The sequence below is a fragment of the Halodesulfovibrio sp. genome (assembly GCF_025210605.1).
GTDB lineage: Bacteria > Desulfobacterota > Desulfovibrionia > Desulfovibrionales > Desulfovibrionaceae > Halodesulfovibrio.
In genome coordinates, this window is the sequence record NZ_JAOARI010000002.1 from 161,144 (window position 1) to 186,120 (window position 24,977).

General features: G+C 44.0%; 20 protein-coding genes. 11 read left to right on the forward strand and 9 right to left on the reverse strand.

Going from position 1 to position 24,977, the window contains the following annotated elements; all coding sequences use genetic code 11:
* Genes N4A56_RS00790 through N4A56_RS00800 form a run of 3 tightly spaced genes read left to right on the forward strand, consistent with a single transcriptional unit; the run spans position 1 to position 2,781 of the window.
* Positions 1-1,599 carry an MlaD family protein gene (locus N4A56_RS00790; protein ID WP_295544340.1) on the forward strand — a complete coding sequence of 533 codons (1,599 nt, stop codon included), beginning with the start codon at positions 1-3 and terminating at the stop codon, positions 1,597-1,599.
* Entirely contained in the window at positions 1,599-2,204 is a 606-nt protein-coding gene (locus N4A56_RS00795; RefSeq protein ID WP_295544345.1) for a PqiC family protein, read from the forward strand. The genes N4A56_RS00790 and N4A56_RS00795 overlap by 1 nt, the downstream gene beginning before the upstream one ends.
* Before the next feature lie 55 nt (positions 2,205-2,259).
* Positions 2,260-2,781, forward strand: a complete 522-nt coding sequence (locus N4A56_RS00800; protein ID WP_295544348.1) for a hypothetical protein — start codon at positions 2,260-2,262, stop codon at positions 2,779-2,781.
* A gap of 57 nt (positions 2,782-2,838) precedes the next feature.
* On the opposite strand, the gene N4A56_RS00805 is transcribed toward N4A56_RS00800, so the two are convergent.
* Positions 2,839-3,237: a helix-turn-helix domain-containing protein gene (locus N4A56_RS00805; RefSeq protein WP_293669181.1), complete on the reverse strand. Its 399-nt coding sequence runs from the start codon at positions 3,235-3,237 to the stop codon at positions 2,839-2,841.
* 160 nt (positions 3,238-3,397) lie between these two features.
* Between N4A56_RS00805 and N4A56_RS00810 the strand changes: the two genes are divergently transcribed.
* Positions 3,398-4,015, forward strand: a complete 618-nt coding sequence (locus N4A56_RS00810) for a flavodoxin family protein (RefSeq protein WP_295544350.1) — start codon at positions 3,398-3,400, stop codon at positions 4,013-4,015.
* Between the two features lie 117 nt (positions 4,016-4,132).
* Here the strand turns inward: N4A56_RS00810 and N4A56_RS00815 are convergent, their stop codons facing one another.
* From N4A56_RS00815 to N4A56_RS00830, 4 genes are all read right to left on the reverse strand, one after another.
* A complete protein-coding gene (locus N4A56_RS00815; RefSeq protein WP_295544352.1) occupies positions 4,133-5,329 on the reverse strand; it encodes a phosphoglycerate kinase in 1,197 nt (398 codons plus the stop codon).
* Between the two features lie 105 nt (positions 5,330-5,434).
* Entirely contained in the window at positions 5,435-6,430 is a 996-nt protein-coding gene (gap, locus tag N4A56_RS00820; RefSeq protein ID WP_293669175.1) for a type I glyceraldehyde-3-phosphate dehydrogenase, read from the reverse strand.
* 1,321 nt (positions 6,431-7,751) lie between these two features.
* Positions 7,752-8,864 (reverse strand): alanine dehydrogenase, encoded by a 1,113-nt coding sequence (gene ald / locus N4A56_RS00825; protein ID WP_293669173.1) that lies wholly within the window; start codon positions 8,862-8,864, stop codon positions 7,752-7,754.
* 1,416 nt (positions 8,865-10,280) lie between these two features.
* Positions 10,281-11,726 (reverse strand): APC family permease, encoded by a 1,446-nt coding sequence (locus N4A56_RS00830; protein WP_295544355.1) that lies wholly within the window; start codon positions 11,724-11,726, stop codon positions 10,281-10,283.
* A 1,014-nt stretch (positions 11,727-12,740) separates the two neighbouring features.
* Here N4A56_RS00830 and N4A56_RS00835 point away from each other — a divergent pair.
* Entirely contained in the window at positions 12,741-13,829 is a 1,089-nt protein-coding gene (locus N4A56_RS00835; protein WP_295544358.1) for a serine protease, read from the forward strand.
* Positions 13,830-14,084: 255 nt separating this feature from the next.
* Entirely contained in the window at positions 14,085-15,644 is a 1,560-nt protein-coding gene (locus tag N4A56_RS00840; RefSeq protein WP_295544360.1) for an FAD-dependent oxidoreductase, read from the forward strand.
* Positions 15,645-16,156: 512 nt separating this feature from the next.
* Here N4A56_RS00840 and N4A56_RS00845 read toward each other — a convergent pair.
* From N4A56_RS00845 to N4A56_RS00860, 4 genes are all read right to left on the reverse strand, one after another.
* Positions 16,157-16,558: a hypothetical protein gene (locus N4A56_RS00845; protein ID WP_295544362.1), complete on the reverse strand. Its 402-nt coding sequence runs from the start codon at positions 16,556-16,558 to the stop codon at positions 16,157-16,159.
* A 521-nt stretch (positions 16,559-17,079) separates the two neighbouring features.
* Positions 17,080-18,219 carry an alanine racemase gene (alr, locus tag N4A56_RS00850; protein ID WP_295544364.1) on the reverse strand — a complete coding sequence of 380 codons (1,140 nt, stop codon included), beginning with the start codon at positions 18,217-18,219 and terminating at the stop codon, positions 17,080-17,082.
* Between the two features lie 276 nt (positions 18,220-18,495).
* Positions 18,496-20,319, reverse strand: coding sequence for a glutamine--fructose-6-phosphate transaminase (isomerizing) (gene glmS / locus N4A56_RS00855; RefSeq protein ID WP_293671854.1), 1,824 nt, complete (start codon positions 20,317-20,319; stop codon positions 18,496-18,498).
* 245 nt (positions 20,320-20,564) lie between these two features.
* Positions 20,565-20,954 carry a rhodanese-like domain-containing protein gene (locus N4A56_RS00860; RefSeq protein ID WP_295544367.1) on the reverse strand — a complete coding sequence of 130 codons (390 nt, stop codon included), beginning with the start codon at positions 20,952-20,954 and terminating at the stop codon, positions 20,565-20,567.
* Between the two features lie 129 nt (positions 20,955-21,083).
* Here N4A56_RS00860 and N4A56_RS00865 point away from each other — a divergent pair, with 129 nt between their 5' ends.
* The 5 genes from N4A56_RS00865 (at position 21,084) to N4A56_RS00885 (ending at position 24,853) form a co-directional block, all read left to right on the forward strand.
* Positions 21,084-21,389, forward strand: a complete 306-nt coding sequence (locus tag N4A56_RS00865) for a hypothetical protein (protein ID WP_293671850.1) — start codon at positions 21,084-21,086, stop codon at positions 21,387-21,389.
* A gap of 259 nt (positions 21,390-21,648) precedes the next feature.
* Positions 21,649-22,128 carry an acetolactate synthase small subunit gene (gene ilvN, locus N4A56_RS00870; protein WP_293671849.1) on the forward strand — a complete coding sequence of 160 codons (480 nt, stop codon included), beginning with the start codon at positions 21,649-21,651 and terminating at the stop codon, positions 22,126-22,128.
* A gap of 20 nt (positions 22,129-22,148) precedes the next feature.
* Positions 22,149-23,075, forward strand: a complete 927-nt coding sequence (locus N4A56_RS00875; protein WP_295544369.1) for a bifunctional enoyl-CoA hydratase/phosphate acetyltransferase — start codon at positions 22,149-22,151, stop codon at positions 23,073-23,075.
* Positions 23,075-24,193, forward strand: coding sequence for a butyrate kinase (gene buk / locus N4A56_RS00880; protein WP_295544371.1), 1,119 nt, complete (start codon positions 23,075-23,077; stop codon positions 24,191-24,193). Before N4A56_RS00875 ends, buk begins: the two co-directional genes overlap by 1 nt.
* Before the next feature lie 96 nt (positions 24,194-24,289).
* Positions 24,290-24,853, forward strand: a complete 564-nt coding sequence (locus N4A56_RS00885) for a TetR/AcrR family transcriptional regulator (RefSeq protein ID WP_295544373.1) — start codon at positions 24,290-24,292, stop codon at positions 24,851-24,853.
* The last annotated feature ends 124 nt before the right edge of the window (positions 24,854-24,977 follow it).

Genomic DNA, 24,977 nt, shown 5'->3' on the forward strand with positions numbered 1-24,977 from the left:
ATGACAGAAGAAAACACAGCCTCTTCACTTTCAACAGAGCTTCCGCAAGCTACTGTCTGTAAAAAGAAAAGCATATCTCTTATATGGGTTGTCCCGCTTGCTGCTCTGATTATCGGTATCGGGCTGGCTTACAATACAATGATGGCAAAAGGTCCCACAGTTACAATCACCTTTGCCTCAGTAGAGGGTGTTGAAGCTGGAAAAACCAAAGTAAAATATAAAGATGTTGAAATCGGTAAGGTCACGAACGTCGAACTGGCCGAAGATTTCAAGCGAGTCAGAGTCACTGTCTCGCTTGTAAAAGAAGCTGATGCCTACATGACCAACCACACCAGTTTCTGGATTGTCCGTCCCCGCTTAAGCGGTGGCAATGTTACAGGACTGGGCACACTGCTTTCAGGTGCCTATATTGCTGTCGATCCGGGGAAAGGTGAAACATCACAGTATGAATTTACCGGTCTTGAAATTCCTCCTGTAGTAACAGGCGGCACCCCCGGAAAATTATTTACCCTCAAAGCGCTTGAGTTGGGGTCTCTGGATTACGGATCACCCATTTACTACCGTGGAATCACCGTGGGACAGGTTGTTGGATACAATCTGCAAAAAGGTGGCAAAGGTGTTGATGTAACAATTTTTATTAAAGAACCTTACGACACCTATGTAAAAGATTCTTCCCGCTTCTGGCTGGCTTCCGGCGTTGATCTAACAATGGATGCCAACGGCGTCAGCGTTGATACTGCGTCAATGGTCAGCCTGCTTATAGGTGGAATCACGCTCAATAACCCAGATTACATGCAAGGCACTCCTGTTGCGGACGCGGGTGATATTTTTCAACTGTATCCAACCCGTGATGCTGCAATGACAAGGCAGTTTGCGCAAAAAGAATACTTTTTGCTTAAATTCAACCAGTCAGTTCGGGGACTTACCATTGGTGCACCTGTAGAATTTAAAGGGTTCCCAGTTGGACGCGTTGTTGATGTAGGCATCGAGTTTGACTGGACAAAAAAACAAGTACTGGTTCCAGTCCGTATTGAAATTGAAAGCGAACGGTTACGAAAAATTGCTGCTGAAACAGGTACAGATACGACAGAAGCTATGCTCAATCTTCTTGTTGAACAAGGTCTCCGCGGACAATTGCGTACAGGAAACCTGCTTACAGGAAAACTTTTTGTTGCGCTTGATTTCTTCAGTAAAGTCTCGCCAGCCAAGGTTGTGGTTCAGAATGGCATTACAGAAATTCCAACAACTGCAACACCAATTGAAGAACTCACAAGCAACATGACAGCCTTGCTTGAAAAATTGCAAAAAATTCCGATGAAAGAAATCGGAAACAACGCTATTGAAACGCTTCAGGGTATTAAAAAAGCAAGTAATAAACTGGAAAAGCTCGCTGACTCTGATGAATTACGCCTGACATTCCAACGCGCAAGACAGACAATGGAAGAAGCAAATTCACTGCTTTCAAAAGATTCTACCACTATTGTAGAACTGCAACGCGCTCTGCGTGAAATGAGTGAAGCTGCACGGGCTGTGCGCTCTCTGGCAGATCAACTGGAACGTCACCCTGAATCATTAATCCGCGGTAAGGAGGCAAGATAGTGCCCAAACAACTCACAGGTCTTATTCTTTTGGCAGGATTTTGCATGATGCTGACAGGCTGCGGGAAAGGTTCCCCGCCATCGTCGTATTATATTCTCACAAGCTCAAGCCAGATGACTTCTGCCATACAACCGATTGAAGACATTTCTGTCGGCGTTGGACCAGTGAGCATTCCCGGATACTTGGATCGGTCTCAGATTGTCACCACGACGGGATCAAACAGTATTACGATTCACGAATACCAGCGGTGGGGAAATTCATTTAAAGCACAGGTAGAAGAAACACTTGCAGAAAACATTTCTATCCTTCTGCAAACTCCGCAAGTTACTGTGTTTCCGTGGGAACGCGCTCTGCGCCCTAAGTATCAGGTCTTTTTAACTATCCGCAAGTTTGAAGGAGAAGCAACTGGCAACGTGACCTTGGACGCAATTTGGCAAATTGCGAATGTACGCACAGACAAATCGCTTCTTACACGAAGGTTTATGCAATCATTTCCGGTAGCAGGAAACAGTATGAGCGCCTATGTTCAGACACAAAGCAACGCGCTGGATGCACTGAGTAAAGAAATAGTGAAAGGATTGGAAGCCGTCGCTCACTCCAAGTAATCATTTTATATATGCAGAATCACAGGTTACGCAGCAATAAACACATGGAGTGCATATGATAGGAAGTCTGCTTGAATTTCTCCCTCTTACCATGTTTTTAGTTACAATGCGTAACCTACCCTCTTCATATGAAGACTATTGGTTATTCACCTACGGCATGAGCGCCATTGCGGCTATATTCTGTATTGGGTTTAAACTAACACGCCGTGAGTTTCAGAATAAAATTTTGCTTGGCATTAATTGCTATGTCATTTCCGGCGCTGTTGCCATTACTGCCAACCAACTATGGCTGTTACAGTTTTATAGCTCGTTGCAATCAGCTGCTATGTTATTATGGATAATGGGTACAGGCTGCTGCGCGCTCCTGTTTTCAAATTGGTTTCCAGATACGTTACGCCACGCTAAACATCTTCGCCTGTACGAAGCGCTGATGAGCCTTATGACAATTGGAGCATTCGCACTTGCGTTCAGCTATCCCAACGATCGCTTATTGTCTGAAACAATTCCATTTTCCAGTCTTTTCATCGCATATTACATGCTGGCATCCCGCTTAGTGCCTGCGCAAGCATCAAAATAGTTGATAAATAACAAAGGCAGCCTGAAAGTATTTCAGCCTGCCTTTGCTTTGAACATATTATTCTACATCTTCAATTGATTCATACTGCTCACCGACTATCTGCTTCCCTGCCATGCTTTTTTCAAATTGTATCCCCCACTCTTTCATTGCGGTAAAAATCGGGATAACTGACTCTCCAAGCTCCGTGAGGGCGTATTCCACTCGTGGTGGAACTTCATTATACGCAGTTCGGGAGATAAGATTATCAGCTTCCAGTTCCCGCAATTGCTTTGTCAGCATGCGCTGAGTGATTCCGGGCATTGTTTTGCGTAGTGCTCCGAACCGCAGCACTTTTTCAATCCATAGATGATATAATATTATCGGCTTCCATTTTCCACCGATCACTTGCAGAGTAAGCTCGAAAAAGCAACGATAGCTTCTGCCATCCAGTTCCTTCACGTCGCATCTTTTAATCATATTTTCCCCAACAGTACCCTGTGTGATACTAACGCACAAAAAAAACCGTACTTGTACATTTTCAAATATATGTCACTATCGCTTAATCCAGATAGTGTTTTTACCTCGTAGCAGCACTTCTTCATATAACGCATACTAAGTTAGATAAGGACAATAAACAATGTACGTACTTGCCATCAACGGAAGTCCTCGCAAAGGGGGCAACACAGAAATTTTACTGCAAAAGGCATTAGCTCCATTAGCAAACCAAGGTTGGGAAACAGAGCTTGTTCAAGTCGGCGGGAAAAAGCTCAAAGGCTGTATTGCATGCGGTAAATGTTTCGAAAACAAAGATAACAACTGTATTATCAAAAACGACATGTTTAACGAACTATTCGAGAAAGCGCTTCGCGCAGACGCGATTATCCTTGGTACTCCAACCTACTTTACAGACGTTTCCGCAGAGCTAAAGGGGCTTATTGACCGTATGGGAATGGTTGCCCTTGCTAATGGTCGCAAGCTTGCAGGTAAAATTGGAGCAGCAGTTGTTGCTGTACGACGCGGTGGAGCTACCCACGCATTCGACAGTATCAACCACATGTACCTTATGTCACAAATGATCGTACCTGGTTCAATTTACTGGAACCTTGGTGTCGGTCTTGCGCCGGGTGATGTGAAAAACGATGCAGAAGCTATGGCAAACATGGAAAGCCTCGGTGAGACAATTCACTGGCTTGGAACTGCTATGAAACCACATAAAGAGTCATTCCCTGTTTCTACATTCGGCAGCAGAGAATAAACTCAACCAGCTCTAAAAAAGAAAAAGCGGCATACTGAAAATTCAGCATGCCGCTTTTCTATATCATCAACGCTTTTTTTGCCGTGCAATGAGCAACCAGCGCACAAGCACAAAAGATTACGCTTTAGAAAGAGCTTCTACACCAGGGAGCTTCTTGCCTTCGAGGAATTCAAGAGAAGCACCGCCACCGGTGGAAACATGAGATACTGCTTCAGAAAGACCAGCTTTCTCAATAGCAGATGCAGAATCACCACCGCCGATAACGGTAATGCTGCCTTTAGTAGTTGCTTCTGCGAGTGCTTCTGCCACAGCAAAAGTACCTTTTGCAGATGCATCAATTTCAAAAACACCCATTGGACCGTTCCACACAACTGTGCCGGACTTTTCGATAATGTTTTTGAACACGTTCATGGTATCAGGACCGATATCAACAGCCATGAGACCTTCTGTAATTGCATCTTCCGCTACGATTGCTTCACTACCGATTTCGCGTGCATCGAAATCAAGTTTATCTGTCACAAGGTAGTCTGTAGGAAGAAGAATTTTACCTTCACCAAGTTCAAGAAGTTCTTTAGCGAGAGGCAATTTTTCATCTTCGCAAAGAGAATTACCGATTTCGCGACCTTGAGCTTTAAGGAAGGTACACGCCATGCCGCCGCCGATAATCAGGCTATCAACTTTTGGCAGAAGTGCTTTAATTACATCAATTTTACCGGAAATTTTTGCACCGCCGATAATGGCAGTAAATGGACGCTTAGGTTCAGCAAGAGCGCCACCGAGGAAATCCAGTTCCTTTTTAAGCAGGTAACCACATGCACAAGTATCCATGTACTGTGTAATACCTTCGGTGGAAGCATGCGCACGGTGCGCAGTGCCGAATGCGTCGTTAACGTACAGTTCTGCAAGCTCAGAAAGCTGTTTTGCAAATTCTGGATCGTTATCTGTTTCTGCTTTGTGGAAACGCAGGTTTTCGAGAAGAAGTACGTCGCCGGAAGCAAGCTTTTCTACTGCTTTTTTGGCAACATCACCAACGCAGTCATCAGCAAATGCAACTGGTTTTCCCAACAGCTCTGCAAGGCGCTCCGCAACAGGTTTAAGGCTCAACGCCTCTACACGCTGTCCTTTCGGGCGTCCAAGGTGAGACATAAGAATAACTTTTGCGCCCTCATCCACGAGATGGGAAATGGTTGGAAGAGCTGCACGGATGCGTTTATCGTTATCAACTGCGCCGTCTTTAAGCGGTACGTTGAAGTCTACGCGTACGATTACAGTTTTCTCTTCACAATTGAGATCGTTGATAAAAAGTTTGTCCATGTTCGATGCCTCGTAATAAGTGATAATTTAGTTGTGAACAGCCCGATATAAATCACAGCGGCTCACCTTTTACAAGGCAAGCCGCTGTGTTTATTTCATATGGAACTAGTTAGCAGCTACGTGTGCAAGCAGGTCGAGAACTTTACAGGAGTAACCCCATTCGTTGTCGTACCATGCGATAAGTTTAACAAAATTATCGTTAAGAGCAATACCAGCTTCTGCATCAAAAACAGATGTGCAAGGTTCACCAACAAAGTCAGTGGAAACAACAGCATCTTCAGTGTATGCGAGAATGCCTTTAAGCTCATTTTCAGAAGCTTTTTTCACTGCTGCTTTAATTTCTTCGTAAGTAGCAGGCTTTTCGAGACGGCATGTGAGGTCAACTACAGACACGTCTGGAGTTGGAACACGGAAAGACATACCTGTAAGCTTACCGTTAAGAGAAGGAATTACTTTACCAACAGCTTTTGCAGCACCTGTAGAACTTGGAATGATGTTCTGGCCAGCACCACGACCACCGCGCCAGTCTTTGCAAGAAGGACCGTCAACGGTTTTCTGAGTAGCTGTGGTAGCGTGAACAGTAGTCATAAGACCTTCCACAATGCCGAATGCGTTGTGTACAACGTGTGCAAGCGGAGCAAGGCAGTTAGTAGTACAGGAAGCGTTAGAAACGATGTCCTGTCCTGCGTATTCATTGTGGTTAACACCCATAACGAACATAGGAGTTGCATCTTTAGAAGGAGCAGAAAGGATAACTTTCTTTGCACCAGCTTTGATGTGACCACGAGCAGATTCATCAGTGAGGAAGAAACCTGTAGATTCTACAACGTATTCTGCACCGATTGCATCCCATGCAAGTTTGTCAGGGCAACATTCGCTGGTTACGCGGATAGTTTTACCATTAACAACAAGGTTGCCGTCTACAACTTCAACAGTACCGTTGAAACGACCGTGAGTGGAGTCGTACTTGAGCATGTAAGCGATGTAATCAACATCGATAAGGTCGTTAATACCAACTACTTCAATATCATCACGCTGAGTTGCAGCCCTGAAAACAAGGCGGCCTATACGGCCAAAGCCGTTAATACCGATTTTAATCATGGTGTTCTTTTTCTTGTGCTAAATGGTTACTTTCATACCGGAACAAATGTAACAGTACAATTCTGAAACATTACTGTAACAACGTATGGGCGAACACGTTTTACTCCGGCACCTATGCCTTACGTAGCTTCTTCATTATTGGAATTGCTAACAGCACAAACTCAAATGAACTTTTATCGCTACATGACCTAGGCCGCTTGATAAGAACAGTTCTTGTGAATTTTTATAGAGCATTTTTGGGACTTATTTCAACACAAAATAATGTAAACGGTCTTGTGACTGGCTGAGTTACGCCACACAACGTACAATACATAAATCCATTAATACCGAGCACTTAAACTGTATTTTTACCACATGTGTAAGCGGTTTTACCCATGAAAGATAGAATCGCAAAAACAGCACTGAAAATGATGTAATTTATTGTTATTATTGATATTTATATTATTTTATTTTTTTCTTTGCGTTGCCGGTGATGAAACCGTTTCATAGCGTCAGTTACATGCACATCAAACAACTATATCCCAAATTGCGCAACAACACCAAACGCACGTAGCCCCTGTATACAAGATACAGGGGCTACGAATTTTTGATATCAAATAAATGAAGGGAGCGGAAACGCCCTTCCACTCCCTTCCACAAGGATATGCAGTCCTATCCAGCGGACGCATCAGCGCGAAACAGGTACAGCCCACACTGTACCAACCAACCCTACCCAGAGTGGCTACAAAGGCACCCTACATGCCTCCGTCGCATCCTCATTTTTTGTCATTAGGACAAATCACCTTTCGGCTCATCATCCTGCGACTCCCGCCAACCCTATGCAAAAAGCCGACGGTTTAAAATATAGTAACTGCATTACAGCAGCGTGTTTCTCATATTTATTGGATAAGTTAACAGCGTTAACTCTACTTAGCTCCGATATAAAAAAAATCATCTCCAAAACGTTGCTATTATGGAGCATGATCTTTTTAGATAATCAACCAAAAAGATAACAAACTGCTTTAATTACATTCAAAAACAATGTTCATTGATGCCAATAACACATCAAGTCAAAAAAACAACGCCAAACAATAAAAAAATAATCATTTACTTGCTTTTAATGCGACTGTTTCAGTCAACTTATCAACCATTTACTACAAGGTCAAAAAAACAGTTACAGAAAACTAAAAAAAAGCAGCAGCATGTCTCCATGCCGCTGCTTATCTATTTGTATAGTATGACTATTTTTAATCTTTGTCCTTAGAACAAACCACCTAAAAACAATTGCTAGCGGGGTATACGCACTACAGTAACCCAAGAGCAACCGTTAAAGGCAGCTAGATTATAATACGTCTTCGACAGGAGTGTATTCAAATCCGAAAGCGTCACAAACAGCTTTGTATGTCAGTTTGCCTTCGTGAACGTTGAGACCAAGTTTAATTTCTTCGTTTTCCTGACAAGCTTTTTTCCAGCCCTTGTCTGCAATTTCGAGAGCGTAAGGAAGAGTAGCGTTTGTAAGAGCCATTGTAGAAGTCATTGGAACTGCACCAGGAATGTTAGCTACGCAGTAGTGAACAACGCCGTCTACTTCGTAAGTTGGATTCTCATGAGTAGTTGCTTTGGAAGTTTCGAAACAACCACCCTGGTCAATAGCAACGTCTACAAGAGCAGCACCTTTCTTCATAAGCTTAAGGTCGTCACGTGTAACAACAGCAGGAGCTTTTGCACCCGGAATAAGTACAGCACCTACTACGAGGTCCATTTCTGGAAGAAGTTCCTGAATAGCACCTTTGGAAGACATGAGAGTTGTGCAGTTAGCAGGCATTACGTCAGAGAGGTAACGGAGACGATCAAGGTTGATATCCATGAGGTATACCTGAGCACCGAGACCACAAGCCATTTTTGCAGCCTGAACACCTACAACACCGCCGCCGATAACCATTACTTTAGCTGGTGCTACGCCTGGCACACCGCCGAGAAGTTTACCGAGACCGCCAGTAGTTTTTTCAAGAGCTTTTGCGCCCTGCTGGATTGCCATACGACCAGCAACTTCAGACATAGGTGTAAGAAGTGGAAGTGAACGGTCTGCTTTCTGAACAGTTTCGTATGCAATGCAAGTTGCGCCGGATTCCATAAGACCTTTAGTCTGAGGCTCATCAGCTGCAAGGTGGAGATAAGTAAAGAGAATCTGACCTTTACGGAGCATGCCGTACTCAGAAGGCTGAGGCTCTTTAACGTGCATTACCATTTCGGCTTTTTCACAAATTTCCTGCGGAGTATCGATGATAGTCCCACCAGCAGCTACATAGTCTTCATCAGAGAAACCAGAACCGACACCAGCATTTTTTTCAACGAGAATCTCGTGACCACGGGATACCATTGTGGCAACGCCAGCTGGAGTCATACAAACACGGTTTTCTTTAACTTTAATTTCTTTAAGTACACCTACGATCATTGTCTTATCTCCTGAGAATATTGAATTTTTACGGATGCAGAAACAGATGCAAAATGCACCAATGATTTCATCAACTTCAGTATTACCGGCGATCAGTACGGGGCTGAAGCTAAGATTGCTGGTAGTTATCTGAAAGAAAGGCTCGTGCAATCAATGAGAGTGATTTCAACTGCATAACCTGCTACTATTCAAGCAAAACTGCTTTTAATAGATTCTTTCATGGCACAATCTTGTACCAGCTAAAGTCTCGCGGGCATCGGCGATAATGGAGTACTTGTCTTTCAATGTACCGAATTGATTCTGAAACCAGCGCTCATCTTTACAGCAGCTTAGAAGAGGCTTTTCTCAAAATACATCTTATACTGGTACATACAGCAGGCGCCACTGCGTTCATCCACCCAAGGTATAAAACGCAGACTGATGCACACATCAGATAAGATTACGGTAAATTGACCAAAAAATTGTTACGTAGTTACGGTGCAGGACATTCCTGCATAGACGGATACAATATCTCAAACTGTGGTTGCAATAACGCTCTCGCACTTAGCGTTACGATCCCTTTTCAGTTTGAGCCTGCGTTATCAACTCTAAGAGGTGTAAAAACACCACCGGAAAAATGATACCGCTTGCATCCTCAGATCACATGTCACCACCTTGGGCTGTTGTCCTTCGGCTTGCATCATTCTCGAAAAAAATGAGGTTTATTGCGACAAACGAACAGCAAATTTTTTTGAACAACACAGTTTTTTCAATTTCTGCGTTTTTCATTCGTTATGCCCTTCTAAAATAAAAATATAATAAAATATACCGTATTTTTTAGATGAGAATAACTTTTTTTCGCAATATACTAACGATTTCATCACTGAAAAAAGCTCGTTAGGTGCAAAAAGGCTCCCTATAAGCATATAACTACCTATTTTAATGAATATAAGTACGTAAAAAATATCCCTACCTATTTTTTATGCTAACCACTAAATAACTACTAGCAGACACCTCAATTCGTTCACTTTTCGAAAGATATTTGCTTTAACATCAATATGTTAGAAAGAAAAAATATTACGCCACGTATGTTTTTTTATTCAAACAAACTGTTTTTTGCACAAGACTACCTACCATACACACAGCAAAAGAGGATTAGGTAAGCATGATAGGGTACTGAAACCATTGTTTATTCGCTCAAACTAGACAGCAAAAATAAAGAGGCAATGGGGGGCTTGCTGAGATATGCAATAATTTCGTTATTCTTTACAGAAAAACGAACTATGCAAACGCAAAATTCTCCCCACTGCCTCTCAAAACTAACTCAAAACATATTTCGTAATAAAACCGCGATGACACGGTTCTACTTACGAAAAAAAGAGCGTTTTAACTCACCGTTAACTCTTTGTTTTAGTGCTAGTACTCATTCTGTCTCTTCTACTTTTTAAAAAATACAGGGCGATCTATGCCCCCCATCATCAGAGAACGCTGAGTTTCAAAATCAAGATTTTTGAATTCACCCATTTTTAATTTGTAAAAGAACGCTCCAAGAAGAATCCAAAAGACTAAAGCAATCCACGACTCAGTACCAATGGAACCCGGTGAACCCGGAACAGTTAAAAGCAAAATACACACAATAGAGCTAACCGAACCAATTGCCGCAAAAACTATCTTCTTAGAGCTTGATTCTTCGTTACGGAAGGCTACAGCGACTTTGTAAGCAGCCAGACAGGTGAAAAGGTAGCCGATAACCGTACCAACAGCAGACATATCCACAACCCAGTTAAGCATTTCTCGACCAAAAAACGGTGCAAGAATGGTAAGGAGAGTTACAAACACAATAGACTTATGCGGCGTGCCGTATTTAGGGTGAACATCTCCGAACCAAGCAGGAAGAATCTTCGCGCGACCGATACTGAACAAAAGTCGAGAAGACGCAATAAAAAAGCCGTTAATGCCAGTAAAGATTGCAGCAGAGACTGCTATGGCAAGAATCACACTTCCTGCTTTTCCAAGAGAGATAGAAGCAACATGCCCTGTTGCCCATGGCACATCCAGCGCCAACAATTCTTTATACGGCATTAAACCAGCTACAGCGAGGGTAACCATAGAATACAGAACCACACCGCATAAAATTGCAGTCACCATTAATTTTGTTGCCATCTCATGCGGAAAATCAAATTCTTCTGCCGCCTGCGGAATGGTATCAAAACCAACATAAAGCCAAGGGGCAATCGCTACGATAGCCATAATAGAAGCTATCGGGCTACGTCCTTCAGCATACAGAGGGATTAAATTCGCTAAAGAAGAAGTCTCATGTAATGTTGTTCCTGCAAACAAGGTAAACACGCCACCTACGAGAGCAAGCGCGAGAAAAACTTGAATTTTCCCGACAAGATTCGCACCGCGGTAGTTAATCCACCCGCAACCTACGAGAATAGCTATCAGCATTAGCAGCTCACCAATATACACATCCCAGCCGACAATGGTGTAGAGATATCCAACCTCAAAAACTCCCGGCAACAGGAAACGGAAAAGCAATGCAAGCGCCGATGCGTTAAGGGCAATGATACATATATATCCTAAAGCGAGTGCCCATCCGCAGATAAAGGCAGCAGTTGGTCCAAACCCGACATAGGCGAATACGAATTCACCGCCAGCCACAGGATACTTACCAATCATATCGCCATAGCTCATAGCTACGAAAAGCAACATCATCCCGCCAAGGGCAAAACCGATGCATGCTGCAAGAGGTCCAGCTGTTGGCAAAAAACGCAGCGCAGGCAGAACAAACGCGCCCCACCCTAAAATTGCTCCCAATGCAAGCGCCCATGCCTGACTGGGCTTAATTGTCTTTTTTAACGAGCCTTGTGTCTCAACCATGTGTTCTATGTCCTCCAAAACGTTTTTCAACGACAACAAGTGTTGTCGTGCCTGTTATTTTTCAGACGCAATTGTCTACGCCTGTGGTATAGAATGGTGCGACTCCTGCCCTGCGACAGGTAGTACAGCGTGCACCACACCCATAAGGTACTTTGAAACTGGCATTCCTAATAAACTGTAGAATCTTCGAGAGAAGATTTTACAGAGCACAACAAAGTGCCAGTCAGCAGTAAACCATCTTTTTTTTAATTAGTGTGTACTGTTAAGTAGCTGCACAGGGATGTTAGACAACGTTGGTATCCATATACGCAGAAGCAAAAATATTGTGGAGGCGTAACAACCCCACGTTGCAACACATTTTTGCTGATAACGCATTAAGGAAGAAAAGAGGGCAGCAACACAAGGTTGCAATGTAAAAATACGCCCTACCAAGTTGTAGAATTTTTTCGAGAAAATGATTCATACATGAATCATTAACAGATGAGAGGCGGAGACCAGACAGATAAGCGACCTAGCAACCCGCCACAACGAAAAGTTTTTTCAACCATGCATTACATGGGAAAAGAAGAGAACCGAGTCCCTGTGCGGTAGACATCTAAAAAATCTTTACGACTTTTTCCGAAGTAGACGTCTCTAAGTCATTTTTGCATGACATTCAACAACACTTTTTTAACACGATCCCTTTTGTCATAAAAAAATATCTCAAAAAGGACTACAGCATCATGGTATAAAGCACATGAGATACACGTAGTACAATGCGGAATCTAAAAAAATGAAAACAGTTTCATGTAATGCGATACCAAAATGCTGATTCGATACTCCTAACTACATCGCATGGCACATTTTTCGCCATAAATACCATAGATGCTTGCAAACTGTTTACAGATATTTTTTTCGACTTCTATTTCAATATACTATATTTGTTACCAAAACATTGCACTATTCTGGCATCCATATTGTGTCACAGAGTAAAACTGCTTGCCCACTATGCAAACATATTTGACGGAGCCTTCAATGCATCACCGCTACACGTTTCTTCTTCTCTTCCTCTTTTCTTTCGTACTCTTGCTGAGCAGCGGATGTTCCAACAGACAATATGTTTCCGGCGACCCAACCTATACAACCAAAGACTGCATACAAGTTTTAGATGTCGATGAACATGAAGCATTGAAGATTGGATACACCGCGGCTTTAGAAGCGTTCGATAGCGTCACATATCAACCAAGTGCACAGCGCATACGAGCCTCATATTACAGTGACGTAGTGGGAAATGCCCGTTCCAACATTGATGTTGTCGAATTAACTTCAAAAACTGACAATACGATCTCTGGCTTTGTCTTTGATGTTAACACAAAGGGCAAAGGACTTAACAGCACACTTATACCAAGCTATCTGACAAAAAAATTTGCTAAAGAGCTTCAGATTTATATTAATGAAAAAAAAGTGCTCACCAATGTGATTTGTGGATTTGAAAGGTACAACTCATCGAACAAATTACATCGAGCATCGGGGACATGCTGGCTTGTAGATTCTCGTGGCTACCTTGTTACCTGCGAGCATGTTGCAGGACACAAACGTGCATTAAAAGTATTCTTGCCGGACGGAACCGTAGTTCCAGCGAGCGTCGTCATTACCGATGAAGCTAATGATATTGCCATTCTTAAAATTGACCCTCTGCCGGAAAAATACCGTCCAATTCCTGTGGCACTCACAGGTATGAGTGACATTGGCGAATCCATTTATCTTCTCGGTTTTCCGAAAGGAGATACGATTGGCACTGTGCTGAAAATGACAGATGGCATTATCAGCGCTCATCTGGGATTTAAAAACAACACGTCTGAATATCAGGTAGATGCAGCAATCAATGGCGGCAACAGCGGAGGCCCTGTGCTTGATGCGCACGGCAGAGCTATTGGCATGGCTAGCTCTAAAATTGTCGATAAAGGAACCGAAGGACTCGGGTACATAAAAAAATCCAGCTGCCTTGCATTACTCTTCGCACAAGTTGGTATTTCTCCCATGCCATCAATTAAAGAAAAATTTACCGCACCTGAAATTTATTCCCAATACCGCAACTCTGTTTTCCTTATTAAACGAAACTAGCGTACCTTGCCGAGCAAACTGACAACTTACCCACGTTGCTATTTGAATGAGGCAAAACACACTGCATGCATAAAAAACTTTTTATCAATAATTACAGACGATAAAGCATTGAAAGCTCTCCATTATCAATTTTTGACGAACACGCCGAGATGATTATATAGAGAGCGGCATTGGCGTGAGAGCAATTTTTAGCGTGATGCCCCTGCATATACCGGCATCGTTATCGCATCATTATATACAGAAAAAGAGAACCGAATGACACCAGTCACTGAGCAAAAAATGGTCGAGGTAAAAATCGACCCGCGTGACATCCATAGCCCGAAAGTAATTCGAAAGGCGGCATTGCGAAAAGCTGGTCTTCCGAATATTCCAGAAATTCAGTCGCATGTTGTGCGTCGCTCTATTGATGCGCGCTCTAGAAGCCCTAAATTTGTATGTCAGGTACAGCTTGGGGAAGCTCCGCAGGAACAGTCTGGTTCTATCTTCTGTCCACAAAAATTAAATGGCAAACGAGTCGCAATTGTCGGTGCGGGACCTGCCGGATATTTTGCAGCTCTGACTCTCCTCGAAAAAGGGATTAAGCCAATTATCCTTGAACGCGGTAAAGACGTAACTACACGCCGATACGATCTGAAAAAAATTCAGGCAGACGGTGTTGTTGACCCGCATTCAAACTACTGTTTCGGTGAAGGTGGTGCCGGTACCTATTCAGACGGCAAGCTCTACACTCGCGCAACAAAGCGCGGCAATGTGAAGCGCATCCTTAACCTATTCATTGAAAACGGTGCAGACCCAAGCATTCGAATCGACGCACATCCGCATCTTGGCTCGAATATGCTGCCACGAATCGTGAGCAGTATGCGCGAAGCCATTGTTGCTGCGGGTGGCGAAATTCATTTCGGAGCACATGTCGCCGACCTGATAAAGGATAATGACACCGTTAAAGGTGTTATTCTGGCATCCGGCGAACGAATTGATGCCGATGCTGTCATTTTGGCAACAGGACATTCCGCACGCGATGTTTTCCATATGCTTATTCGCAATAAGGTACCTGTGGAAGCAAAACCATTTGCTCTTGGTGTTCGTATTGAGCATCCACAGCCGCTTATTGACCAAATCTTCTATCACCAATCACCGCGTCACAATAACCTTCCCGCTGCCAGCTACCGCATTACTACACAGGTAGATGGACGCGGTGTATTCTCTTTCTGCATGTGCCCGGGGGGATTTGTTGTGCCTGCGTCCACAGCTCCGGGTGAGCTTGTGCTGAACGGTATGAGTATGTCCAGCCGCAGTGCCCCATTTGCCAACGCAGGGCTTGTCGTTGAAATCCGCCTTGATGATGTTGGTGGTGATCCTTCTGACCCACTTGCAGCGCTGGCGTTCCAAGCTGCTGTAGAAAAAACAATGTTTGAAGCAGGTGACGGCACATCACAAAAAGCACCGGCACAACGTGTGGGCGACTTTATTGCAGGAAAAATCTCTGAATCCCTGCCAGAATCCTCGTACGTCCCGGGGCTATATTCTGCGCCACTAAATGAGCTGTTACCAAGCAACGTTGCAGAGAGACTCGCCAAAGCACTACCTGTTTTCGGGAAGAAATATAAAGGATTCGACTCCAACGAAGCCAAAATGATGGCAGTTGAATCCCGAACCAGTTCACCAGTACGCGTGCTTCGTGACCGTATTACGCTAGAGCACCCTTCAGTGCGTGGGTTGTACCCATGTGGAGAAGGCGCAGGCTATGCAGGTGGGATTGTTTCGGCTGCTATTGACGGTGAGCGTGTCGCAAATTCCATTGCCGAATCTCTGTAACAGATCAGCAACTGTCACATGCCTTGCTGACTCTACGACTCCGGGGTGTTTTTTTCGATCGAAAAAGCCTGCTAGAACTCCTTGCTCAAGAGATGACGTCCCTTTTTGCATCTGAAAGTTGTTTCTAAAATCCAAAAAAAAACGTCATGAGGTTATCGACGTATCTGTCGTAATCTCATGACGTTTTTTTATTCTAGCAGACATATATTCTCATCATGCAACAAGCATTACTCTGAGAAGATAGTAATTTATTTTTTCTATGGCATTTTTTCCATTGACAGCCTTTCCAAGAGTTACTACTAATCTACTCATTGATTGAGCAATCAATCTAAGACACAGATGCATTTCCGCAGCATCACTGCTCCACCACCACTTAGCAGGTGTCTATCTCATAAATTTCTTTATGAAACGCTCTTGGAACCCTCTTCTCACCGGAAGAGGGTTTTCTTGTATGCAAAGTACTGCCACACAATTGCATCGAAAAAACAACCAGCCCCCCAAGATTCATTCTGCTAAAAAGAATCCATGAAATCTGCAAATAACTTGGTATGATCCCCAGTGTGGCGCATGGTTACATTCAGTGTAAATGTACCATCGCTAGTCAATACTTGCTTAATAACAGCATCAATCATCACAACATCTTTTGCGCCAAATGGAGTAATATCAAGCACTACCTGTTGCCCTTCCGAAAAGGTAATACCATACGTCTCTTCATCTGCGCAGACAGAAGCAGCCGCAAGTAAAATAGTGCTGCAACTCTCCGAAACATGTATCAATATCCCCTCATTGATAGCATCTCCAACGTGTACAGCTACCGGACAAAAGCAGTTATAGTCTGACTCATTTTGTATTAGCATCCGTTCTACTTCCTGTAACAATTCCCAAAGGCTTGCAACGATACTCCAGTGCAGCATAGACCCCATCTATCCTCACTGGATTCTTTCCCCCCACGTCATGAGTGCACTAACGTGCTATCCCAAAGAAAATAGAATCTATCCCGACATAACATTCTAAGAAATAACGTTTTTTGTACTCATTCCGCATAATTTGTAAACAGATCCCCCAGCGCCTGTTCATTGGCTACAATCACGAAATTACGCATGCAGACACTTTGCACTGCGTAATTTTTTATTTTTACATACAGCAATTCAGGTAATACCTTTCTATAATGCTACTAAGATATTTGAAAAAAATAAAGTTACCATTTTTTTTGATTGCAATACGTCATTCTTACAAAACACCGCATTCTACTAAGGGAAAATCACAGTAACCTTCTTTTTCACCACCTTTCAGAAAAATATATTTGCAGCACTCTCCCGCTGTATTCACACTGAGTGCAACCAGCATCACTTTTTGAGCTAACCAGTTGTCCTATGGGCATAAAAAAAGCCGGAACATGAACCGTTCCGGCTAAAAAAGTAACAATATATGATTATTAAATATAGACTCGTCGTACACGAGCCATAAGACGCGCTACAATTTCATAATTAATTGTTCCGAGCATCTGGGCTGTTTCATCCGCAGTAATGGAGCTATCTCCTTGTGAACCAAGGATAACGACTTCATCACCACAATCAGCATCCGGTACTGCTCCAAGGTCAATCATAGTCTGATCCATACAAACTCTACCCACTACAGGAACCCGTTTACCATGCACCAGCATAATTCCCTTTGATGAAAGTGATCTATCATATCCGTCTGCGTAGCCTATCGGGACAACTCCTATCCGCGTATTTTCTTCGCACACATGAGTATGACCGTAGCTGACGGTTGTCCCGCCCGGTGCTTCTTTAACACTCACCAAGGAAGCTTTGACTGTCATGGCAGGCTTTAAATCAAGCATACTGCGATCTATTACGTCAGAAGGATACAGCCCGTATGTGACAATCCCCGGTCTAACCATTGTAAAATGCGCTTCCGGCATCGTCACAATTGCTGCACTGTTGGCAGCATGAATGCGTGGAAACTCAAATCCGGCAGCCTTCAAGGATTCGATGGTCTGTTTGAATAGATCCAATTGCCTGTAGGCATTATCCAAGCAGGCAGCATCACTGGCGGCAAAATGTGTACAAATTCCTTCCAAATCAAACACGCCATGCCGATTAATATCATTCACACGGTCAACAATCGAAGATTGCCCCGCAAAGCTTTCCGGCAAAAATCCTAAGCGTCCCATTCCGGTATCAATTTTAATATGAACCGTAAGTTTCGCCTTGGCACAGTGTAAAAATGATGCAAGACGTTCTGCATATTCACAGGAATGCACTGTCTGCGTTAATTTAAGATCAACAAGGCGCGGTGCACAATCGGGCGGCGTATATCCCAGAATCAAAATTGGTGCTTTAATACCAGCATTTCGCAACACAATAGCTTCGCTCAGCCGCGCTACACCAAGGTATTCCGCGCCTTCACGAATAGCGGCGTTAGCAACCTGAATTGCACCATGACCGTAAGCATTGCCCTTCACCACAACAAGCATTGCTTTTTGATTTCCGACAACACGCCGGATTTCTCGTACATTATGACGAATTGCAGAAAGATCTATTTCAGCCCACAATGGCTCTGAATGCAGCATATTTCCTTCCTTAGATGTAAAACAGCTTTGTCTTTCCCCCGCATGTCCGTACGGAAGCATGCACCCGATAGAACACAGACCAGCACCCTTTTGTTTCTATAATCAAACAATAGCAGCAACAAACAAAAGTCCTGTGTGCAAAGAGATAGCGGCAACAATCTTCCTCTATCGCAGCATACAATCCGCTTTACAAATAGCTTTATAAACAAAAAACCTTCCCGAATTGTTACCAAAGCAGGAAGGTCTTTATTTCATATCAAAAACGAGTCCGCCTTACTACTCAACTGTAACACTCTTAGCGAGGTTACGCGGCTGATCTACGTCTTTCCCGAGATAGTCAGCAGATTCATAGCTGAATAACTGTAACGCCGGAAGCACCATAAAGGATGAGAGTGGATACGCAAAGTTTGGCAGAATCCATTTATGCTTTACAGAAATATCCGAATCAGGGTTCGTCAGTGCTATCACATCACCAGCTCGAGCTTGGACTTCTTCAAGGTTTGATTTTACCTTAGTAAAGAACTGATCCTGCAAGGCAATGGCAAACGTTGGGAATTCAGGATCAATAAGAGCAATAGGCCCGTGCTTCATTTCACCGGCTGCATAGCCTTCCGCATGAATGTAAGAAAGCTCTTTGAGTTTAAGAGCACCTTCCATGGCAAGCGGGTATCCCACACCGCGACCAAGGAAGAAGAAACTTCGGGCTGTTGAGTATTCACGGGCAAGACGTTTAGCGTCTTCACGAATCCGCGGTAACTCAGCTTCCAAAAGATTAGGGAGCTTACGAAGCCCTTCAAACATTTCATGCCGCAACGAGTCTTCCATCAACCCTTTGCGCTCTGACCATGCAAGCCCCATAAGCAGCAGTACTGCCATCTGTGAGCACATGGCTTTGGTAGACGCTACAGAAATTTCAGGCCCTGCTTGCGTGTATACAGTCACATCAGATTCACGCGCGATGGATGATCCCACAACGTTGCATAAGCCGATAACAGGAACGCCCTGCTCCTTGGCAATGCGAAGTGCTGCAAGAGTATCTGCGGTTTCGCCGGACTGACTGATGACCAGTACCATATCTCCTTCATCAAGGATAACGTCCCGATACCGGAACTCAGAAGCAATTTCCATGGAGACAGGAATCCGCGCCCAACTTTCGAAAAGATGCTGCGCCCACATGCCTGCGTTAAAACTAGTGCCGCATGCCACAATGTGCAGACGCTTTGGTACAGGCAACGCTGTAAGCTCCGGCAAAAGTACTTCCTGCTTTTGCCAGTCCACTCGACCAGCTAAACAATCAGTAACCACACGCGGCTGTTCAAAAATTTCTTTCAGCATAAAGTGCTTGTAGCCATCTTTTTGTGCAGCCTGCACATCCCACTCAATGTGGTGAACCTCTTTTTCAACCGGCTCAAGAGTGCGGACGTTTTTTACTTCCCAGCTGTTTGCATCAATGCGTACCATTTCACCATCTTCAAGAAAAACAACAGTACGTGTGTATGCAAGAAAAGCAGGAACGTCAGATGCAACGAAGTTTTCACCTTGCCCGACACCAAGCACAAACGGACAGGCGCAACGTGCACCATAAATAACGCCGGGGTTGTTTTCTTCCATCACGAGTACGGAATATGCACCTTCTGCTTGATTAACAGCCCAGCTCAGCCCTGTTTCCAGAGAGCCAGTCTCTTTCACACCTTCAGCAATCAGGTTACCGAAGATTTCAGAATCAGTATCAGAACGGAAGCCGTACCCTTTTGAAGTCAACAGGTCTTTTAATTCCTGATAGTTTTCAATGATACCGTTATGAACAATAGCAAGAGATTCATCCCATGACTTATGTGGATGAGCATTACGCTCTATCGGCGCACCATGCGTTGCCCAGCGGGTGTGTCCCATGCAGGATGTTGCAATCGAAATATTCATGGATTCAAGTTTGGACTCTAAATTGCCAAGCTTGCCTTCCGCACGAACCGTTGTGAGCTTATTATTTTGCACAAATGCAACACCGGCAGAATCATATCCACGATACTCGAGGCTTTTCAATCCTTTCAATGCAAGAGGAACAGCAGGTCTATGCCCTGCATACCCAATAATTCCACACATATACTATGTCTCCTGAACTAAATAAATTCGAGGCTTTTACTACAAGTTTCACCTGACAAATTGAGACAATTTTGTACCATATAAGGTACGATAACCATCAGATAGTTTGCACAGTTTACCCAGCATAATTATCTGAATTTCCAGTAAATAAAGTCGCAAAATGCGAAATTGTCATCAATATAATCCAAGTCTATTTTCCGGTTATGTATATGCTTTCCGAGCAATAGGCAAGAAATGCACCAACACTACTTAACTATTGGAAATTGTAACGCTTTCCATACTTCAATCCCACCATCTAAGTGAATAACGTCATAGCCCGCTTCCTGTAAAAATCGCGCTGTTCGAATGCTACGATACCCAGTGGCACAATAGACGACATACACAGCATTCCGTGGTAATTCTAACAGCTTCCGTACAAACTCCTTTCCATGGTAGTCATAAAGCAATGCCCCTGAAATATGACCGGATGCATACTCTTCCGGTGTACGTACATCTAATATAACTACAGCACTATCTGTATTACGTAAAAAGTCATATACCTCTTCCGCAGAATACCGCGAAAGTTCTGCTGCAACTGCTACGGAAACGCTACACACCAATATCAACACAAAAAGTATCTTACGTATACACTGCATCCCACTCTCCTTATTAGAAGTTTAGTATACATATTCTCCGTCAGGAAACAATAATTGTTCCTAAATCTGCCCGGTGGCAAAAATATATGATGGGAAATCCCCCCTTCTTAGTGAAAACGAGGTGATGATATGGGGCAGCGAGTACCGGATATTGACTTTCAACTCGTCCGCCGAGGCGATTTAGCCATTGAATCGATGGACAGAGCTGTACAAGCAACAGGTGTAAAACAATGTTATCCGTATAGGGCACGGTGGCAATGGATGCGTAGGCTTTATTTACAGGGGCGTGCTACGCCTTCCCTGCTACGCACGTTCATTATCCGTCTTTCAAGACATACGCCTTACTCCCTGCGAACCTTAATGGATCTTCATATTCGCTCCGGAGTAGACCTTGTATGTCCTGTAATGGACGAAAAAGGACGCTTCGATCTATAAATTTTCTGCATCTACAGAACATAGGCAGGGCTATCTATTTTTTGCGGTAGCCCTGCTATTGTTTTACCTTTATAATCAGTAATGCTACCCTGCCTTTTTATAGTCACAAACTTATGTACTAAAGTCGACTCTGGCTTTCCTATCGCTGTTGAATATATTAGTAACAAATTACTTTGTCGCTAAATACCTTTTCCACAGCGGCTCTTTTCTCCATCTCGCGTTAAATAAAGCATAAGTTACAGGTAGTAAGGAGTGTTATATGATTTATACAATCTCTGCATTGGTTAATAACCAGCCGGGTGTTGTTGCCGACGTCACAGCTGTTTTTCGAGACCGCAGCATTAACTTCAAATCCATTTCCTGTGCGGAAACTGAAGAATTTGAAGTATCCAGACTGGTTATTACTGTCGAAAGCGATTCCGACACTATTAAAACACTTATTCAGGACATCGCTAACCTTGCCGCAGTTTCTGAAGTAGATACACTTGAAAGAAATGACTTTGTTGACCGTCAAATGGCGCTTATCAAGGTCGGCTTTACGAAAGATACCATGACACAGGTCATGCAGATTTTCGAAGTTTTCAGGGCAGATGTTGTCAGCATGGGACAACAAACTATCACGGTCGAAATTACAGGAGATGAAGACAAGGTAGACGGTCTCATTAAAATGCTCCGTCCACACGGTATCCGCAGTCTGTGCAGAACCGGCGTTGTTGCCCTTAAACGCGGCGACGAATAAGCAGGTCGGAGAAACACACTATGCCTATAACTTCCCTTCAGTCCCTTGCAGATTACATTATTGAAGGCCGTGTTGCCACCAAGCTCGCCGTTGCTGCCTGTGCAGAAGGCTTTGTCCTTCGCGCATGCGTTGAAGCTTACGCCAAAGGAATTGCTGAACCAATTCTTGTTGGCGATATTGAACTTGCAGAAAAGCTTGCCGCGGAACGCGACCTTGATCTCTCTCCGTTTGAAAAACATCACATTCCTGACCCAGCTGAAGCTGTTACTAAATGCATAGCCTTAGTAAAAGAAGGTCATGCCGGTGCTATTATGAAAGGTAAAGTTAACACCGATGTACTGCTGCGCGGTGTGCTTAACAAAGAAACCGGCATGCCGCCAAAAGGTGTTCTTTCCCATGTTGGTGTTTTCAACGCTCCGGATGAAGACCGCCTGATGCTCATTACAGATGCGGGAATTAACATCGCACCGAACATGCAGCGTAAGGTAGACATTGTAAAAAATGCACTGCGCATCGCAAAAATGCTCAAAATTGAGCAACCGAAAGTTGCAATGCTGGCAGCAACAGAAAAAGTTATCTACCCAGCTATGCCCGCCACACTTGATGCCCAGATGGTTGCTAAAATGGCAGAACAGGGTGAATTTGGCGATGCACTGGTTGCTGGACCTTTTGCGCTTGATCTTGCGGTTTCCATGCGCGCTGTAGAAAGTAAAGGTGTGGACAACCCTGTAGCAGGCAAAGCTGATATTCTTGTTGCACCGGATATCGAAAGCGGGAACATTTTATACAAATCGCTCACAGCACTTATGAACCGGGATATGGCTGGAATGGTTGCCGGTAGCGAAGTACCGATTGTACTTCCTTCACGCGGAGACACTGACCGCACAAAATTTTACTCTATTGCGCTAGCCATGATTATGGCTATGGATAAAAAGGAGTCGCCTTAATGGCTGAGCACATCCTGGTAATCAACCCGGGTTCAACCTCGACCAAAGTTGCCGTTTTCGACGGAGAAAATGAGTTATTCTCCTGCACAGTTGAACATGGCAAGCACGAAACACTCGCTTTTAATACAGCGATGGAACAAATGGAATTCCGTCGCAATACAATTAAGGCAGTCCTTAAAGAAAACAACTTGGATACCGTGCACTTTGACGGCATTGCAGGGCGCGGTGGACTGCTGGCACCAATGCAGGGCGGCACATGGAACGTAACCGATGCCATGCTTAAGGATCTTGAATCCATCCAGTATGGCGAACACGCATGTAACTTAGGTGCTCCGCTCGCACTCGAATTTGCGAAAGAACACGGCGTACAGGCATATATTGTCGACCCCGTTGTTACTGATGAACTGGACAGCCGCGCCAGACTCAGCGGCTTACCGGAATTACCGCGCCGCAGCGTATTTCATGCCTTGTCCCAAAGAGCGGCTGCACGAAAGGCGGCAACAAAGATTGGCAAAAAATATGCTGACAGCCGTTTTCTTGTATGCCACATGGGCGGTGGTGTATCTGTTGCGGCTCATCGCAACGGCAAAATTTGTGACGTGGTCAATGCACTGGAAGGCGACGGTCCCTTCTCTCCAGAACGAACCGGTCGACTTACAGCACTGGGAGTGCTTGATCTCGTCAAAAATGGAGCTTTCACGTATGAAGAGTTGCGCTCACGCATCCTCAAAACAGGAGGACTGTGGGCACATCTTGGCACAAACGATTTACGTGAAGTTGAAAAACGAATGGCAGCAGGTGATGCTAAAGCGCAGCTCGTCTTTGAAGCTCTTGCATATAACATAGCAAAAGAGCTTTCGAGCCTTATCCCCGCGCTCATGCGCCTTGACGAAGGTGAAAGCACGCCTGTTACCATTGATGGAATCGTCCTCACAGGCGGTATGGCAAACAGCAAAAAACTTGTTGAAACAATCATTACCAATCTACCACCGCTTGCACCTGCAATAGTCTTCCCTGCTGTAGAAGAGATGCATGCACTCGCAGGCGGCGTTTTACGCGTACTTCGGGGCAAAGAAAGCGCCCGTGATTACACAGGAACTCCCGATGACTTACTGTAAATCACAACGCATTGATTTTCCTTCTTATTTCCACTAATAAGTAAAGGATACGGTTCCCGTTATTACAGGACCATAACTTAACACCGTGGGGCAGACATGGGTTCATCCAAAGAACTAATTCTTACTAATGCACGCCAATTATTCGCTGAAAGAGGCTTTAAGGGGACAACAGTTGCCCTTATCGCACAGCTTTCTCATGTGACAGATGCTGCTATCTACAGACATTACAAGTCTAAGCAGCAAATCTTTGACAAAATTATCGAAGAACTGCTCAGTGAATACAAAGAGATGCTCAATGAGATTAAGGCTCGCCAAAAATCCGGCTACTGCCTTTTAGAAACTCTCATTCAGGACGTTGTGGTTTTTGTTAACGAAAATGAGACAGGATACAAAGTAATCCTAACAACATATGCCACAATTCCAAGTGCCAAAATTGCTATGGAAAATATGACTGACGCACTGAAAGAAACCATTAAAGCCTGCCTTGAGCGCGGCATTAAAGATGGTACCGTGCGTGAAGATATTGAAATAGACAACACAGCCGAGATCATTACATGGCTTCTTGCGGGACTTAACCGTCGCCGCATTTTCTGGCCGGAGCGTGAAGGTATTACCGAACCGGCAGTTACCTTCTGTCTCAATTCCATCAAAGGCTTTTAGACGCATATTATTGCGTACAAAAAAAGGGAGAGCATCAAAAGCTCTCCCTTTTCAAACATCGTAATTTCCGAACAGTCGGCAATGTTCTTATATGCCGGACTGAACAGTTCTGTATACTCTATCA